11 protein-coding genes are annotated in these 16,113 nt (G+C 58.2%); 5 read left to right on the top strand and 6 right to left on the bottom strand.

What is annotated here, in order from left to right:
• Positions 1–69: 69 nt before the first annotated feature.
• Positions 70–555: a DUF1499 domain-containing protein gene (locus tag NHH03_RS01380; RefSeq protein ID WP_253153921.1), complete on the bottom strand. Its 486-nt coding sequence runs from the start codon at positions 553–555 to the stop codon at positions 70–72.
• 38 nt (positions 556–593) lie between these two features.
• Between NHH03_RS01380 and NHH03_RS01375 the strand changes: the two genes are divergently transcribed.
• On the top strand, positions 594–1,922 hold the full coding sequence (locus NHH03_RS01375) for a replication-associated recombination protein A (RefSeq protein WP_253153920.1): 1,329 nt from the start codon (positions 594–596) through the stop codon (positions 1,920–1,922).
• Positions 1,923–2,095: 173 nt separating this feature from the next.
• Positions 2,096–3,517: an O-antigen ligase family protein gene (locus NHH03_RS01370; protein WP_253153919.1), complete on the top strand. Its 1,422-nt coding sequence runs from the start codon at positions 2,096–2,098 to the stop codon at positions 3,515–3,517.
• Positions 3,518–3,842: 325 nt separating this feature from the next.
• Here NHH03_RS01370 and lepA read toward each other — a convergent pair whose 3' ends face one another.
• Positions 3,843–5,639: a translation elongation factor 4 gene (gene lepA, locus NHH03_RS01365; protein ID WP_253153918.1), complete on the bottom strand. Its 1,797-nt coding sequence runs from the start codon at positions 5,637–5,639 to the stop codon at positions 3,843–3,845.
• Positions 5,636–6,700: an ROK family protein gene (locus NHH03_RS01360; protein WP_253153917.1), complete on the bottom strand. Its 1,065-nt coding sequence runs from the start codon at positions 6,698–6,700 to the stop codon at positions 5,636–5,638. The genes lepA and NHH03_RS01360 overlap by 4 nt, the downstream gene beginning before the upstream one ends.
• 141 nt (positions 6,701–6,841) lie before the next feature.
• On the opposite strand from NHH03_RS01360, the gene NHH03_RS01355 reads away from it, so the two are divergent.
• On the top strand, positions 6,842–8,128 hold the full coding sequence (locus NHH03_RS01355) for a glycosyltransferase family 4 protein (RefSeq protein ID WP_253153916.1): 1,287 nt from the start codon (positions 6,842–6,844) through the stop codon (positions 8,126–8,128).
• A 140-nt stretch (positions 8,129–8,268) separates the two neighbouring features.
• On the opposite strand, the gene NHH03_RS01350 is transcribed toward NHH03_RS01355, so the two are convergent.
• The 3 genes from NHH03_RS01350 to ilvB form a co-directional block, all read right to left on the bottom strand.
• On the bottom strand, positions 8,269–9,048 hold the full coding sequence (locus NHH03_RS01350) for a class I SAM-dependent methyltransferase (RefSeq protein WP_253153915.1): 780 nt from the start codon (positions 9,046–9,048) through the stop codon (positions 8,269–8,271).
• Between the two features lie 40 nt (positions 9,049–9,088).
• Complete coding sequence (locus NHH03_RS01345; RefSeq protein ID WP_253153914.1) at positions 9,089–10,249, bottom strand: glycosyltransferase family 4 protein; 1,161 nt, start codon at positions 10,247–10,249, stop codon at positions 9,089–9,091.
• 388 nt (positions 10,250–10,637) lie between these two features.
• Entirely contained in the window at positions 10,638–12,416 is a 1,779-nt protein-coding gene (ilvB, locus tag NHH03_RS01340) for a biosynthetic-type acetolactate synthase large subunit (protein ID WP_253153913.1), read from the bottom strand.
• Between the two features lie 182 nt (positions 12,417–12,598).
• On the opposite strand from ilvB, the gene NHH03_RS01335 reads away from it, so the two are divergent.
• Entirely contained in the window at positions 12,599–12,991 is a 393-nt protein-coding gene (locus NHH03_RS01335) for a fluoride efflux transporter FluC (protein WP_253153912.1), read from the top strand.
• Positions 12,991–15,996, top strand: coding sequence for a hypothetical protein (locus NHH03_RS01330; protein ID WP_253153911.1), 3,006 nt, complete (start codon positions 12,991–12,993; stop codon positions 15,994–15,996). Before NHH03_RS01335 ends, NHH03_RS01330 begins: the two co-directional genes overlap by 1 nt.
• Positions 15,997–16,113: the final 117 nt, after the last annotated feature.

The following is a 16,113-nucleotide window of genomic DNA, read 5'->3' as shown; positions in this document are numbered from 1 at the left end:
TCCCCATCTCAACAAAACGCGGCGTCGAGGGGCAAAATCTCAACCGTCAGAGTTTCAGCGGCCCGGATTTCAGCGATCACTGAGCGCCGTGGTCAACTCGATCAGGTTGCGCGGGTTTTGCCCCAGGTCGCCTTTGCCAATCCGTGAGCGACTGGTCGCCTGTACCACCGTTCCGCCGGTGGCAATGTCGGGCGCGATCGTGACCTGAACATCATCGACAAATCGAAATAGTGGCGTGGTCCGTGTCAACTGAATCAGTTGGGCCGACAATTCCTGGGACTCACTGGAAACCCAGTCCCATTTGGACTGCGATTTGGTCCAGCGCCGCAATCGATCGGCAACCGCTTGTGGGGTGTCATCCAGGTGCAACGGGCGCAGTCCAGCGCGTGAGGCATCCTCGGACAACGAGGCCGTGTTTTGTGTCCAGTCACGTCCCCAATCATCGATCCGCAACGCGATGACTGCAAAAATCACCAACACGATCCCCGACACGATCCATCCGATCATTTTACTGTTTCGTTTTGGCGTTACATTCTGGTCTGATGGTTTCGTCATCGACATTTCCGCATCACTCTCGCACCTCGATTTTTCGTATGTCTCAGACGCCTTCCATGTTTCAGTCACAGGAAGATGACTATTTGGATTTGGCTAAACCGCTGGCCGCTCGCATGCGTCCGGCAACGTTACAGGAATATGTCGGCCAGCAACATATTCTAGGCCCCGGCAAACTGCTGCGGCGAATGGTCGATGCCGGCCGTTTGGGATCGATCATTCTGTCAGGCCCCCCCGGCACCGGTAAAACCACACTGGCGATTCTATTGGCCAAAGAAACCGGCAGCCGATTTCGGCCGTTGAGTGCCGTGACCGGCGGGGTCAAAGAGGTTCGCGAGGCCCTGGCGTGGGCAACCGATCTGGTGGCCACCGGTGAACCCCGCCCGGTGTTGTTCATTGACGAAATCCATCGATTCAGCAAAAGCCAACAAGATGCGTTGTTGCCCGATGTCGAAGCCGGCATCGTGTCCTTGATCGGGGCGACGACCAGCAATCCCTACTTTGCCGTCAATGGCGCCCTGATCAGTCGTTCTCAAGTGTTTCAGTTACAGCCGCTATCCAACGACGACATCACGCATTTGCTGCGTCGCGCGTTGACCGACTCGGTTCGAGGCCTTGGGGCATCCGGTGTCCGCGTCGACGATGAAGCCATCGATTTCTTGGCCGACACCTGCGAAGGCGATGCGCGACGGGCGTTGACCGCATTGGAAATCGCGATCGCCAGCTGTGACCAATCCCCGCCGCTGGTCTCGCGCGATGCCGCCGCGGAATCCATCGGCACTCGGATCGCCGGCTATGACGGCACCGGTGATGACCACTATGACCTGATCAGTGCGATGATCAAAAGCATTCGCGGCAGCGACGTCGATGCCGCCATCTATTGGTTGGCGCGGATGTTAGAAGGCGGCGAAGATCTACGCTTCCTCTGCCGTCGGCTCGTGATTCTCGCTAGTGAAGATGTCGGCAATGCCGACCCCCAAGCCCTGCCGATGGCTGTCGCCTGCATGCAAGCCTGTGAGTTGATCGGGTTACCGGAAAGCGAATTCATGCTGTCGCAAACCGTGGCCTATCTGGCGCTGGCGCCCAAAAGCAATGCCGCTACCGTGGCAATCGGCAGCGCTCGCAAAGACGTTCGTGAGCAAAAAACCGTTCACGTTCCCCAGCACTTGCGTGATGCCCATTCGGCATCGGCCGAAACACAAGGCCGCGGCGAAGGGTATATCTATAGCCACGACAGTCCCGATGGAATCGCCGCGCAAGACTACCTGGGAGTCAATCGCAGTTACTACGAACCGGTCGATCGCGGTTTTGAGAAAGACCTGCGCCGGCGGAAAGAATGGATCAGCAAGCGTTTGAAAGGTGATTCCTAATCGATACGATCAATCCGATTGTCGCGGTTGTAGAGCATTGGTTGAACGAATGGGCACCTACCTTCAGCGGCTTTGTCGGGAAAATCAAGGCGACCGAAGTCAGTCGGCACCTATGTTTAGGAAGTCACTGTATCCCGCTCGTTTGATTTTCGATTGACCGCGACCCCTGCTCGATGAACCTGCTGGCATTCCTGTTCCTACTTGCCGCCACGGTTTGGCTGATCCCGCTACTGAAAGACGGTCGGCTGACCAGGATCATTGCTGTCCTGCTGGTGGTCGGCACCGTCTTTGGCCCAGCGTTTTTCTCTTTTGATGGCCCGATCCAGATCAGCACCGACCGCTTGCTGTGGGTCGTGTTGCTGGGGCTGGCCGCGATCCAGTGGCGACTGGGAAAATTAACGCTGCCCAGACTGACGCGACTGGACGTTTGTGTCATTGCGCTGGTCGGCTATCTGTTCCTGCGCAGTCGCGGCGGGGACCCTGTCGAGACACGCATCGACCCCACGGCACGCTGGCTGTTCTACATCATGATGCCGGCTGGCGTCTATTTTGCGGCTCGTATGGCCAAGGTACGGATCACCGACTTTCGCTGGTTGCTGAACACCTTGATCGCTCTGGGGGTGTATCTGTCGTTCACCGCGATCTGTGAAGTCAAAGGTTACACGGCATTTGTGTTTCCCAAACACATTTTGGATCCCGACGTCTGGGAGTTTTATGGACGTGGTCGTGGGCCGCTGCTTAATCCGGCCGGCAACGGGTTTGTCATCGGGGTTGCGATGTCAGCGGTGGCGGCCTGTTTTGTCGGCGCCGGTCGCCACGCCAAAGCGGTCTATGCCGCGCTGGGAGTGATCCTGCTGGTGGGCGGCTATGCGACGCTCACACGCAGTTGCTGGCTGGGCATTGCCGGTGCCGTCGCGATCGTTGGCTTGATCCACAGCCCACGCTGGGTCCGTGTGCTGGGATTGTCCGCTGCGGTGCTGCTGGCCGCTGCGATGGCGATGGGATTGAAAGAGGAATTGATGACACTCAAACGCGATAAACAACTCTCCGCAGTGGAAGCGGCAAAGTCCATCGAGTTACGTCCGCTATTGGCAACGGTTGCCTGGGAAATGTTCAAAGACAAACCGTTGATGGGCCACGGGTTCGGACACTATTTCCAACACCACGACCACTATCACACCATTCGCCAATACGGGATCCCCTTGGAACGCGTCCGCAAATATGGACACCACAACGTGTTCCTGGCATTCCTGGTCGATTCCGGGCTGATCGGCTTCACATTGTTTGTGAGCCTGCTAGTGATGCTATTCGGCTACGGTTGGTCGATGGCATGCTATGGCGCCGGGACCGTTGCGAGGCGCCGCGTGGGATTGTTTTGTGTGGCGGTGCTGGCCAGCTACTTTCCCAATGCGATGTTCCATGACATGACGATCATCCCGATGGTGCAATTGTTTCTATTCGCGACCGCGGGACTGACGCTGGCGATCTACCAAAACGGATTCACCCCAGAACCGGCGGTGCAACGCTGGGTCGACCAGCGACTAACCGCCCCCCTGACCACCCCGCCGACGCGCTACGACATCCCGTTGACGTGACGCGAAATGCCCCACAGCACCCTTAGTTCCCAAGTTGGCAAAAGAATCAAACTCAGGAACGCCCGTGTTGAACGAACAGCGCGTCGATTGAATTTGCGCATGAACATTCTTCTGCCCCCCCATTCTTTTCCATCCCTTTTCAGAACTTCCAGCACTGAAATTTTTCTGCCCGCTCTTTTTCTGTCACTCTATCAGCCACCCCTGCGGCCTAAACGAATCAACCGATCCTCGACCAGACGTTGCGGACCTGTCGGATAAATCCTCCACACCAGCAAAGAGCTGAGACTCGTTAACAATGCCCATCCGATTGCGCCCGTAGCGCGGGTCAGCCTTCGCCTTCGCTGAGCACGGCCATGAAGGCTTTCTGACTGATTTCGACGTTGCCCACGGCCTTCATCCGCTTCTTGCCTTCTTTTTGCTTTTGCAGCAACTTCCGCTTTCGCGTAATGTCACCCCCGTAGCATTTGGCGGTCACGTTCTTGCGCATCGCCGGCACCGTCTCGCGGGCGATCACACGGCTACCGATCGCGGCCTGGACGGCGACCTCGAACATGTGTCGATCGATTTCACTCTTCAACTTCTTCGCCACCGCACGGCCGCGTCGATCCGCATCAGCTCGATTGCAAACGATACTCAGCGCGTCGACACGATTGCCATTGACCATGAAATCCAAACGGCACAGATCCGCCGCCTCGAATCCGACCATCTCGTAATCCAGCGTCCCATAACCGCGGGTGCAGCTTTTGATTTTATCGTGTAGGTCATAAACGACTTCCGCCAACGGAATGTTGTAGGTCAACATTGCACGTTGCGCGCCGAGGTATTCTTGACCTTGCTGAATGCCTCGCCGTTCCTGACACAACTTCATCACCGGTCCGGTGTAGTCGGTCGGCACGATGATGTTGCAGCGGACGATCGGTTGACGAAACTCTTCGATGTCACCCGGATCCGGTACATCTTGCGGCTTATGAATCATCTTGGCTTGGCCACGCTTATCGACCACTTCATAGGTCACGTTGGGCGCCGTTTGCACCAAGTCGATGTCGGATTCATTCTCCAAACGCTGCTGAATGATTTCCATGTGCAACAGCCCTAGGAATCCACAGCGAAATCCAAAACCGAGCGCGTCGCTGGTTTCCGGTTCGAATTCGAAACTGGGATCATTCACAGCCAATCGCTCCAGCGCGTCACGCAGATCACTGAAATTTTGGCCGTCGCTGGGGAACAGACCGCAATACACCATCCGCTTGGGACGCGAGTAACCGGGCAACGGATCGGCGGCTTTGTCACCAGGAATACTGACGGTGTCGCCGATGTGAACATCGCCCAAACTTTTGATGTTGCAGATCAAGTAGCCGACTTGGCCAGCGGTCAATTCTTCGGCGGCGACGCGACCGGGCGCGAACTGGCCGAGCTCGACGACTTCGTGAATCGATCCGGTGCGCAGAAAGGCGATCTTTTGGCCTTTGCGAACCGTACCCTGCATGATGCGAACGTAGGTGATCGCACCGCGGTAATCGTCATAGTTGGAATCGAACACCATCGCTTGCAGCGTGCCATTGGGATCACCGTCAGGCCCCGGAATCCGAGCGATAATCGCGTCGACCAGATCACCGACTCCCTGACCGGTTTTGGCGCTCACGCGGACACAGTCATCGGGATCGGTTCCCAGCGAATGCATCATTTCCTCGGCGACTTCGTCGGGCCGGGCGTGCATCAAATCAATTTTGTTGATCACCGGAATGATGTGCAGATCATGCTCCATCGCCGCGTAGGCGTTGGCAACCGTCTGGGCCTCGACACCCTGGAAGGCATCGACCAACAACAACACGCCTTCGCAACAGGCCAACGACCGCGACACTTCGTATTGAAAATCGACGTGGCCAGGCGTGTCGATCAAGTTCAATTCGTATTCGTCTTTGCCACGCTTGAATCGCATCACGACAGCGCGAGCTTTGATCGTGATGCCCCGCTGTCGCTCCAGTTCCAGATCATCCAGCAACTGCTCTTTCATCTCACGCGTGCTGATGGTCCCTGTTTCTTCCAACAGGCGGTCGGCCAACGTGCTCTTGCCATGATCGATGTGGGCGATGATGCAAAAGTTGCGAATGTGTTTCGTCATAGTAGTTTCAATGCTTGTTTACGGGCGTACCCGGCCAGGCCGAGGTATCCCGCGTCGGCACCCAACGATGCAAACCCGATCGTGGTGCCGTCGAACACGTTTTCGAACGTGCGTTGTTGAAATTCGTCAGTGATTCGAGCCAAAAAGCGTCGGCCGATGGAACAATCGGCGCCGCCAAAATTCATGGCTCCCCCTAGCGTTACGACACCGGGGTCCAGTGCATGCACCAGCGTGGTGATCCCGATGCCCAACCATTTTGCCGTCTCGTCAATGATTTCCAAGGCTAACGGGTCGGCTTCGTTTTTCGCAGCATCATAGACCTTGCGTGCGGTTAATTCACTGTCGCCACCACCTAACAGCCCGCTAAGAGAACTTTCCGCCCCCTCGGTCAATCGATCACGCGTCCGGTCAACCACTGCGCTGGCACTGGCATAAGCCTCCAACTGGCCACGGCCGCCGCCCCAAACGCAAAGTCGAGCGGTCGGCGACGGGTCCACCAAAATGTGACCACATTCGCTGCCAAAGCTGTTCACGCCGTTGACCAATTCACCGTCGACAATGATACCACCGCCCACCCCGGTGCCCAGAGTCAATAAAATCATCGAATCGGCATATCGTCCGGTGCCGATCCAGAATTCTCCAAATGCTGCGGCGTTGGCGTCATTCAAGAACGCGACCGGCCGGCCGAGTAATTTGGCAATCTTGGCCACAATCGGATAGTCCCACCAGGTAGGCAGCTGAGGCGGTGCGACCAACAACCCGCGTGGCAGGTCCATCGGGCCAGGGGCGCCCAGACCGACCGACGGCACCTTTCCAACCACACCGAGTCGCTGTTCGACCTCGCTGACCACCGCAGCCACGCGATTGAGCGCTGCTTCGGCGCCCTCGGGTTCTCGTGTCGGCAGTTTCTGATAGGCGACGGTGTGGCCGTTTTCATCGACCAAACCAAGCTTGATCCCGGTCCCACCGATGTCGATTCCCCAATAATACGGCGCGGTCGCCTGGTCGATGGGGTGTATCGAAGGCCCTTCGGGGGAGACTGGACTGTCGTGTAGACTCATGGCGCGGGCTCTACTAGCTAGGGAAGGCTCCCGAGTGGAACCCGCCGGAGGGCGGAGTATAAGAATGAGCCGCCCCAGTCACAACGATCGTTTTTTGATTGGTAATCCCTCCCTCGCTCGCCCCCCTTTAACGTCGTCCTGATGATGAAAGTTGTCTATTTAACCGCAGGCGCCGCTGGTATGTTCTGCGGCAGCTGCATGCATGACAACTCGCTGGCCCGAGCACTTCGCGCGATGGATGTCGACTGCCTGCTGCAACCGGTCTACACGCCAATCCGCACCGACGAAGAAAGTGTGGCCGATCAGCGAGTTTTCTTGGGCGGGATCCATGTCTACCTGCTGCAACAGCTGCCCTGGCTGCGTCATTTGCCGCGCCCCCTGCGCAGCCTGGTCGATTTCCCACCGTTGATCCGCTGGGCCACCAAGCGGGCCGGCGGAACTGACCCGGCAACGCTCGGAGACCTAGCCGTATCGATGCTGCGCGGGGCGGATGGCAATCAGGCCAAAGAGTTTGACCAATTGGTGGACTGGATCGCGGACGAGATCCGACCGGATGCAATCGTGCTGTCCAACCTGTTGATCGGCGGCGGTTTGCCTCAATTGCGCAAACGCATGCCCAGCGCCAAAATCGTCGTGATGCTGCAGGGTGATGACATCTTTCTGGACCACCTGCCGGCCGCCGCCCGCGGTCAAGCGATCAGCTTGTGCACCGACCTGGTCCGCTATGTCGACCACTTTTGCGTGCACAGTCATTTCTATGGCCAAAAAATGGAAGCGTTGTTCCAGATCCCAGAACACAAATGGGTGAAGACACCGCTGTCGATCGACCTGGCACCGTTCGCGACACAGCCCACCGAAACGACAACAAACGAGAATGAGTTTCGGCTCGGCTACTTGGCCCGAATCGCACCCGAAAAAGGACTGCACCGATTGGTCGATGCCTTTCATCGCATTGCCAAAGACGACCCCCGAATCACATTGCATGCAGCCGGTTGGCTGGGCCCGGCCAACCGACCGTACCTGGAATCATTGCAAAACGGATTGAAACAAGCCGGGCTCGCCGACCGGTTCACTTACCACGGCAGTCCTGATCTGGCCGGTAAAGTTCGCTTTCTGCGCCAGCTGGACCTGCTGAGTGTGCCAACCGAATACGAAGATCCCAAAGGCCTGTTCGTGCTGGAGTCGCTGGCAGCGGGAACGCCGGTGGTGATGCCACGGCACGGTGCGTTTGGCGAGTTGATCGAGTCGGCTGGCGGCGGTGTCCTGGTCGATCCAGATGATCTGGATCAGCTATGCGCAGCGATCACGGACCTTAGATCCGATGCGGGCAAACGCAATCAGCTCGCCCAAGCAGGCATCCGTGGTGTCCGCGAAAAACACTCGATCGAAGCCGCCGCGAAGGAATTAGCCGATCTGCTGCGTGGATAACCGGATCCCTCGCTGACACGTTTTGAAGCCAGCGCTTTTATGGTAATCCGACGCGTGAGCGAGGGATTGAGGGTGTTGGCTGGATCCCTCGCTGACGCGTCGGGTTACCAAAAACCAATGCCTGACACGAAAGCGCACCTTCAACCGGCCGATGCGACGGCGCGTTGAAAGTCGTCCTGCAGCAGCGAACGGCGTTTGCGGAGCGGATCGAGCGCGCGAACGGTTCGATCACGCAAGATTTGGGTTGCCCAGAACGTGCTGACGTTGGAACGGCTAAACAAATGCATGCCGCGATATGAAATCAGCTTCCGATCGTACTGCCACGCAATCGCTTGCAAGGATCGGCGTGACCAGAGACTGATGTGTTGGCCGCCGTCTAACACATAGTACCACCACTGACCCGGCAGCGGCGCCGAGTCGGGAACGACTTCGGTGGACACCAACCAGTGATCCGCGATGCTGTCGAGCGTCTGTAGGTCGGCATGTGGATCCGCCAAATGCTCCATCACTTCAAAGGCCGTCAGAAAATCAAATCCACTCGCCTGGGGTTCGGCTTCGTTGCCGGCCGCAAACAGGTTTTCACAATACGGATCGCGGTGCGAAAAATGGTGGCCGCGATCACGCATCATCCGTGTGAACATTCCATAGCCGCCACCATAATCCACACAACGCATCGCGCTGGGATAAACAAAACGTAACATGCGATCGGTGATTCGAGCGAATCGTTGATTGCGCGAAATCAATCCGACGTCGGTCGAGACGATGGCATCGTCATACGCTTCGTCCAACCAATACGGCGTCTCGGTTTGAATGAATTGACAATCACGACATCGAAAGTACTCGATGTCGTACTTCCCCATAATCTTGGCATGCGCAAACGAATCCGATGCGCTTCGACAGATCAAACACTCAGTGGTCATGGTGATCGTGGGTGGGGCGGAAAAACGGAACGATGACTCACTATGCCATGCACAATGTCGGATCTGCAGTGACAGGCACTGGATCGTGAAAGGAAAATTGCTGCACGACCTGACGGTACACCTGTGCGGTTTGCTGGGCCGTTGAATCCCAACTGAACGAATCAGCGCGGCGACGGCCCGCGGCAACCATCGCCGCTCGATCGGGTAACGCATCGGTCAGCGCCGCGCGAATCAAGTCTGCGACGTCATCGACATTGTGTGGATCAAAGTAGTAGCCACAATCGCCGACCACCTCGCGCATCACCGGCAAATCAGACACCAACACCGGCGCGCCTGCTGACATCGCTTCCAGCGATGGCAATCCGAATCCTTCCGACTTGGATGGAAAAATGAACGCTTGGGAGTGTTGGTACAGTGTGCGTAGCATGCCGTCGGAGGCATTTGGCATTAACACCGCCGATCCGTCGCCTGGCCAATTCAAATCAGTGGCCTCGCGTCGTTTCATTGGCGGGCCGACCACCACCAATTTTGCATCGGCCGGCAACTGGTTGCGCAGCCGATTCCAAGCATCCCAGACAACTTGAAAATTTTTGTAACTGTTTCTTCGTCCGACAAACAAGACATACGGTCGATCGACCAGTTGTGATGGCAGCGGTTCGGCATCCACATCGGCAAGCGAGGTTCCCAGTGGGACCACCGTCGCTTTGGCCCGGGCGGCCGGGATGCGATCACACATTTCGTCGTGAGTCGCTTGGGAAATGCAGATCAAATGATCGGCCGCACGAATCGCTTCGTGCTTGAGCGCCACGTGGGTGCCGCTGGGGTCCAACGATGGAAACGTTTCGTGAATGAAATCCAGCACAGTCACCACCAGCGGTCGTTCGCCACGAACGATGCCACGCCGACAAAGTCCGTTGTAGTAAGTCCAGTGTTCCAGGTCGGCGACAGTGCTTTCAAACCGCTGAGCAATCTGACGCTGCATCGCTTCGCGCGTCCATTTCCGCATCCAGCCAATCGAGGGCTCGGTTTGCACCGCGTGATAGCTAAGGTTGGGATGCGAAAGAGACGGTGGATCATTCGCAGGCCCCACAACCGCGGGCTGGCAGTCAGCCGGCAAATGGCGAATCAGCTCGGAAAAACAGCGAGAAACGCCCCCACAGCGGAGGATCTGATAAATCGCACCTTCGTACAATATTTTCATCGCGGGTTGGGCAACGAGAGTTCCGGTCGATCAGGAGAGGACACACAATTCAATCCTCTACCAAAAATCAGCCCCTCAGCGAAAGCGCAACCCGCCACTGTGCCAGCGAAAAACGATTGCCCGACGCGTGCGCCAGCGGAAGCGTTTCCGCGAGTCAATCGAGCCTGGCAAGGGTAACCAAGGCCGCTGGCGAAAGCGCAACTTCGACGGCGCTGGTGTGGAGGATTTATCCGACCGGTCTTCTGCAACGAATAAAGGCGGTCGGATAAATCCTCCACACCAACTTGAAACCGGCTAACTCCATCAACAGCTTGTGAGGCGCGCGTTAGATAGATGCCGGCCTCACAGAGGCCGGCTACAGCATCACAGATGCGCCGACTGCGGTCGGCTATTGCATGATCATGTCGTCGACGGTCTTGCCACCTGGGATCATCGGCAACACGTGCTCTTGATAGGGCACTTCGACGTCCAAGACGTAGGGGCCGGGATGGGCAATCATCTCGCGGATCGCAGCTTCCAAGTCCCCTTTCTTCTTGACGGTCGCGGCACCACAACCGTAGCCTTGAGCGATTTTCACAAAGTCCGGATAGCGTTCGTCGGCATAAGCAAATCGCTCGGCATCGCTGGGACCCTTGGCCAGGTCATGGCTGATCGGGCCCAGGTAGGTGTGGGCGCGGTTGCCTTCCATGAAGCGATCTTCCCACTGCACCACCATTCCCAGGTGTTGGTTATTCAACAGGAACACCTTGACGGGCAATTCTTCGCAGAAGCACGTCGCCAATTCTTGCACGTTCATCTGGAAACTGCCGTCGCCATCGATGTCGATCACCAACGAATTGGGGAGAGCGGCTTGCACACCCATTGCGGCGGGCAAACCAAATCCCATTGTTCCCAGTCCGCTACTGCTGTGCCAGGTGCGGGGGCGTCGGAACTTGTAGAACTGTGCCGCCCACATCTGGTGCTGGCCCACACCAACGGTGATCTGGGTGTCCATGTCAGCGGTGATGTCACTGAGCGTCTTGATCGCGTGTTGCTGCAAGATGCCATCAAATTCGGTGTCGTACTTGAAGGGATACTTGGCCTTCAAATCCGCGCAGTGCTTGCGCCAGGGATCGATGTCACAGCGTGTGACGGTCTTGTTCAGTTCGGTCAGAACCTGTTTGACGTCTCCACGAACCGGGATGTGCGCTTCCTTGTTCTTGTTCAGTTCCGATCCGTCGATGTCGACGTGAATGATCTTGGCGTCTTTGGCGAACGCTTCGACTTTTCCGGTCACTCGATCATCGAAACGAACGCCCAATGCGATCAACAGGTCACAGTCGCGAACCGCGTAGTTGGCGTAAGCGGCACCGTGCATGCCCAACCAGTCCATCGAATTTTCGTTTTCCGGTGGCACCGCACCGATCCCCATCACGGTGGTCACCGTGGGGATTCCGGTCTGGTTGATGAACTCGCGCAGTTCTTCGCTGGCATTGCCCAGGATGATTCCGCCACCGGCATAGATCACCGGACGACGGGCCAATTTGATCGCTGCGGCAAGCTGACGAATCGTTTCACTGGCGACCGCCGGCGGCGATGACTCATAGCCGGGCAGATCCATCGGCGGATCCAAATCGGTGTTGGCCACATCGGTCAATTGAACGTCTTTGGGCAAATCGACCAGGACCGGGCCCGGACGACCCGAACTGGCGATGTGGAAGGCTTCCTTCATCACCCGCGGCAGGTCTTTGATGCTGGTGACCAGATAGTGGTGCTTGGTGATTCCGCGGCAAACTTCCACCATCGGGGTTTCTTGAAAGGCATCCGAGCCGATCGAACCGGTGGGGACTTGGGCCGTGATGCAAACCATCGGCACGCTGTCCAGTTTTGCGTCGGCGATTGCGGTGACCAAGTTGGTGGCCCCGGGGCCACTGGTGGCCATGACCACGCCGACGCGGCCGGTGGCGCGGGCGTAACCTTGGGCGGCAAACGCACCGCCTTGTTCGTGGCGTGGCAAGATCGTGCGAATCGAGTCACCAAACCGCGTCAAAGCTTGGTGCAAAGGCATGCTGCAGCCACCGGGATAGGCGAACAGGACATCGACGCCATGATCGACCAATGATTTGACAAGAATGTCGGCTCCGGTCATCACGCGATTGTCAGTGTTGGCAGCTTTTGCGGTGCTCATTGGCGGGAAACAGCTAAAACGTATTGAAATGGGAACATCGAAAGCCGCTTTTGCCAGCTTTTTTGGTCCAACCGGTGCCGGCCCAAGAAACTGACATTTACGTAGCGGAGAGAACTTCCGAACCTAGCTGTTAACGTAAGTGGGGGCTGAAGCTTAGGCAATGCGAAAAACACGCGGCAAAGATGAGTAGTTTGTTCAATTTGACAGCCATCGCCGCCGCCGGAGCAACCGGATCACTCTGCCGCTACGGCCTGACCCTCGCAGCCGCTGCAATCCCCGGCGGTTCCTCGATGCTGGGGACGACCATCGTCAACGTGTTGGGATGCGCCCTTTTGGGTGGCGTATCCGCCCTTGGGCCGGTTGAAACGGAATCGATGGAACGCTTAATGCTCGCGATCCGCGTCGGCTTCCTGGGCTCGCTGACCACCTTCTCCACCTTCGCATCGGAATCGACAGCGCTGGCCGGAGCGGGAAGATGGGGGGCTTCGGGAACCTACGTATTAGCCAACTTGGTGATCGGATGGTATGTGCTGTTGCTGGCTTCGAATCTGGTCAAAGGATGGATACAAGCTTGATGGATCAAAAAAAATCTCCCTCGCCCTCGTTTTTGCAGCCCCCAGCCGGCCTGCGGAGCACCGCGCTGGCCTGGATTCTGCTGTTGGCCCACCCGGCAGCGGCTCAAGATTTTCGCACCTTGTTTGGTAACGGCCCCGATTCGCTGGAGCCGCTGCCGTCGATGCAGGCACAACCGATCGAATCGAGTGCCGATTCGCGACCCTGGCCGACCGCGCTGCGATCACCGGTCTACTGTGACACCCATACCCTGCGGGCGTCGGCGACGATTCGCGCGCTGCGGTTTTGGGACGACCAAAAAGGAATCGCGGTGGGCGACCACGGCAGCCGTTGGTGGACCGCCGACGGTGGAGCCAGTTGGACGCAGGCGTCGTCCGGTTCGGATTGTCGATTGAACGATGTGATTTGGGTCAGTGCCCAGCGCGCGATTGCGGTCGGCGGCGGCATCGATGCGGTCACCCAGATCAGTCGAGGCGCGGTGCTGGTCAGCACCGACAGCGGCCAATCCTGGAACCGCCACAGTGATTCCGATCTGCCACGATTGACATCACTGCGAGTTTCTGGCGACGGCACGATCACCGCCCAGGGTGATCCCGATCCTGTTTCCGGAGCCACGCTGTTCGAATCTCGGGATGCCGGTCGAAATTGGCAAGCGGTGTTGGAACCGAACTACGCCAACGCGTCTACGACCGTCGCTGATGCAGACCATTCAAACGAAACAGACAGCGCGCCGCTGACCGCTGACCAGGCGTCGGCGTGGTCGCGCATCACAGCGACGCACCTAGCGATCCGAGCGTCCTGCCGATTGAGCGACCAAGTGATGGTTTGCGCGGGTGACCACGGAATGATCCTGCGATCAACCGATCAAGGCGCGAACTGGCAAGTGGTTTCCGGTGGCGAAACAAACAGTGCGGTGCTGTTCATTGCCGCCGACCCGGAATCGGTTCCCTGGTCCTTGGTCGGGCGAGAAACGATGGAGCAGCGGTTGCGATGCAGCATCGTCATCGGGCTGCCCCAAGATTTCAGATCATCGACGGCCGCGGACCGTCGCCGCATCGCGGCGGTCCAACAGGCCGCGATGCAGATCGGCGCCGCCGCTGTCGATCTGTGCCCTCGCCCTGTTCAAGATGATTCGCAGACCGACTGGCTGGATTCACTCAAGCAATGGGTCGACGTTCACCAACCGCCGGTATTGGTGATGGATGCCGAACTGCCCGCTGAAATCAAAACCCATTTGCTGCAACACGCCGTCGCCGGCGGCACCAATAAAGTGGTCGAGTACTCGTGGGCCACGCGCGGCGAAACCCTGCTGCATCAGAGCGCCCTGCTGCCGCATTCTGGCGTGTTGGCAGGCGATTTCAGAGACGACTGCCGCTTGCTGGTGTCGGACTTTCGTCTGACCGCGAACAGCCGGTCGGCCAGCCAGTGGGTTGCCACGACGACCCGCTATAGCGGTGGTGGTCAAACGGTGCGCGGCGACAGCCTGGGCGCTGGCGTTCGACTGCATGCCAAACATCGACTGCCGCCACGCGAAATGCCGGCCAGTCGCCGTCGCTTGCAAGTCTTGCAAGCGCGGGTGAAACAACAAACCGCGATCGCCAATCTATTCCCCACCGCCCATCGTCGCCAACAGCCGGCCGATGAAAAACAATTTGCCGATGCGCTGCGGTTGATGCTGGATCAAACCAGTCGTATCGACCAATTCCGATCCGCCTGGAACATCGCCCAACACTCCATCGGCCAGCCCTATCAAACGATCGTCTGGGATGAAATTGCAACCCGTTTCCCAGGATCGTCCGCAGCCTCCCTGGCGCAACTGCACGCACAAACCAGGCGCTCCAGCGCCGAATGGAATCACCATCAAACCCTGGCGGTGGGTTTAGACCGATCACTCGATTCACTTCATGCCGGCGATCCGATCGCGGCTCAAGTCGGAGCGGTCGAACTGTTGAACGATTCCGACGCCGCGCTGTTGCCACAGCCAAGTGGACATGCCGCGATCCTGTCACCGTTTCAACCGCAACCGACACCCGGTAGCGACACGACCATGGGTGTCATCCAGGCGTCCGCCACGCTGCCGATTCCCGGCCATCGTTCCAATCTACGTTCGCTGCCGTCCAATTCGTCCAAGCCAGCGGCCGGTGAATTGGATTTGGCGTGGCAGATGCACCCGGTTCGATTGATCGGGCAAGACGCGATCGAGCGCAATGAAATCCTGGCCGCCCGTCGCGCCGCAGTAGCACACGTCTCGGCCGCCCGATCGTCCGACGAAGCCGCGCCCGCTTGGGTCGCGGCCGTGGAACCTGAATCGGCGCCACTTGAATCAACCGGAACGAAACTGCGCACCGCCGACGGCAACCCACTGACACCGGAAAACCAAGAGATCACAGCCGATCTCCGTCGAGTCGCACAGCGGGACAACCCCTGGTCGAACCTGCTGCGACCGCTGTCACCACAAGTCACCCGCGCCGTTCGCATCGAGTCTCCGCCGCGACTAGACGGACAACTCGACGAGCCTGCTTGGGACACACAGCGGAATCCGCCGGCGACCACCGCCGATCAAGTCGGGATGCAGTTGCAGGTGGCTTGGGACGACCGATTCGTTTACCTGGCAGTCCGCACACCCAAGCAATACCTGGCCGCGCCCGCCCAGTCCTCCAAGCCGCCGCAACGCGACGCCGATCTCGGTGGATCCGATCGTGTGGCACTGGGAATCGACATCGACCGCGACCTGCTGACCGCGATGACGCTGATGTTCAGCCGCGATGGTCGCACCCAAGATCATTTGGACGGCTTCCAACGCTGGAACCCGTCGTGGTATGTCGCTTCAAACGAAAAGGGATCCTTTGTGATCACCGAACTGGCGATCGAGCAATCGAGTTTGGGACCGAGCATCCGCCCCGGCAACAGTTGGCTGATCAACGCCCAAGTTCATGCCGCCGACACCGCCGACCATTTCCACTGGATGCCCGAACCAGAAAGCCGAATCCGCGTGGATTTCGAATGACAGCACCACCGGCTCGCACTTTCATCACCACTCGCCGCGTTACGGGCTGTTGAATTAATCTTCAAAGGTAAATGAGCGTGGCAATGGCAACCCGACGCGTGAGCTTTGAAGTTGCGC

It is taken from the genome of Stieleria tagensis (assembly GCF_024129865.1).
Classification (GTDB): domain Bacteria; phylum Planctomycetota; class Planctomycetia; order Pirellulales; family Pirellulaceae; genus Stieleria; species Stieleria tagensis.
This window is presented reverse-complemented; position numbering and strand designations above follow the sequence as displayed.

Coding starts and splice junctions, on each gene's coding strand:
- NHH03_RS01335 (WP_253153912.1), top strand. CDS start 12,599: ATGAGTAGTTTGTTCAATTTGACAGCCATCGCCGCCGCCGGAGCAACC.
- ilvB (WP_253153913.1), bottom strand. CDS start 12,416: ATGAGCACCGCAAAAGCTGCCAACACTGACAATCGCGTGATGACCGGA.
- NHH03_RS01380 (WP_253153921.1), bottom strand. CDS start 555: ATGACGAAACCATCAGACCAGAATGTAACGCCAAAACGAAACAGTAAA.
- lepA (WP_253153918.1), bottom strand. CDS start 5,639: ATGACGAAACACATTCGCAACTTTTGCATCATCGCCCACATCGATCAT.
- NHH03_RS01370 (WP_253153919.1), top strand. CDS start 2,096: ATGAACCTGCTGGCATTCCTGTTCCTACTTGCCGCCACGGTTTGGCTG.
- NHH03_RS01375 (WP_253153920.1), top strand. CDS start 594: ATGTCTCAGACGCCTTCCATGTTTCAGTCACAGGAAGATGACTATTTG.
- NHH03_RS01355 (WP_253153916.1), top strand. CDS start 6,842: ATGATGAAAGTTGTCTATTTAACCGCAGGCGCCGCTGGTATGTTCTGC.
- NHH03_RS01350 (WP_253153915.1), bottom strand. CDS start 9,048: ATGACCACTGAGTGTTTGATCTGTCGAAGCGCATCGGATTCGTTTGCG.
- NHH03_RS01360 (WP_253153917.1), bottom strand. CDS start 6,700: ATGAGTCTACACGACAGTCCAGTCTCCCCCGAAGGGCCTTCGATACAC.
- NHH03_RS01345 (WP_253153914.1), bottom strand. CDS start 10,249: ATGAAAATATTGTACGAAGGTGCGATTTATCAGATCCTCCGCTGTGGG.
- NHH03_RS01330 (WP_253153911.1), top strand. CDS start 12,991: ATGGATCAAAAAAAATCTCCCTCGCCCTCGTTTTTGCAGCCCCCAGCC.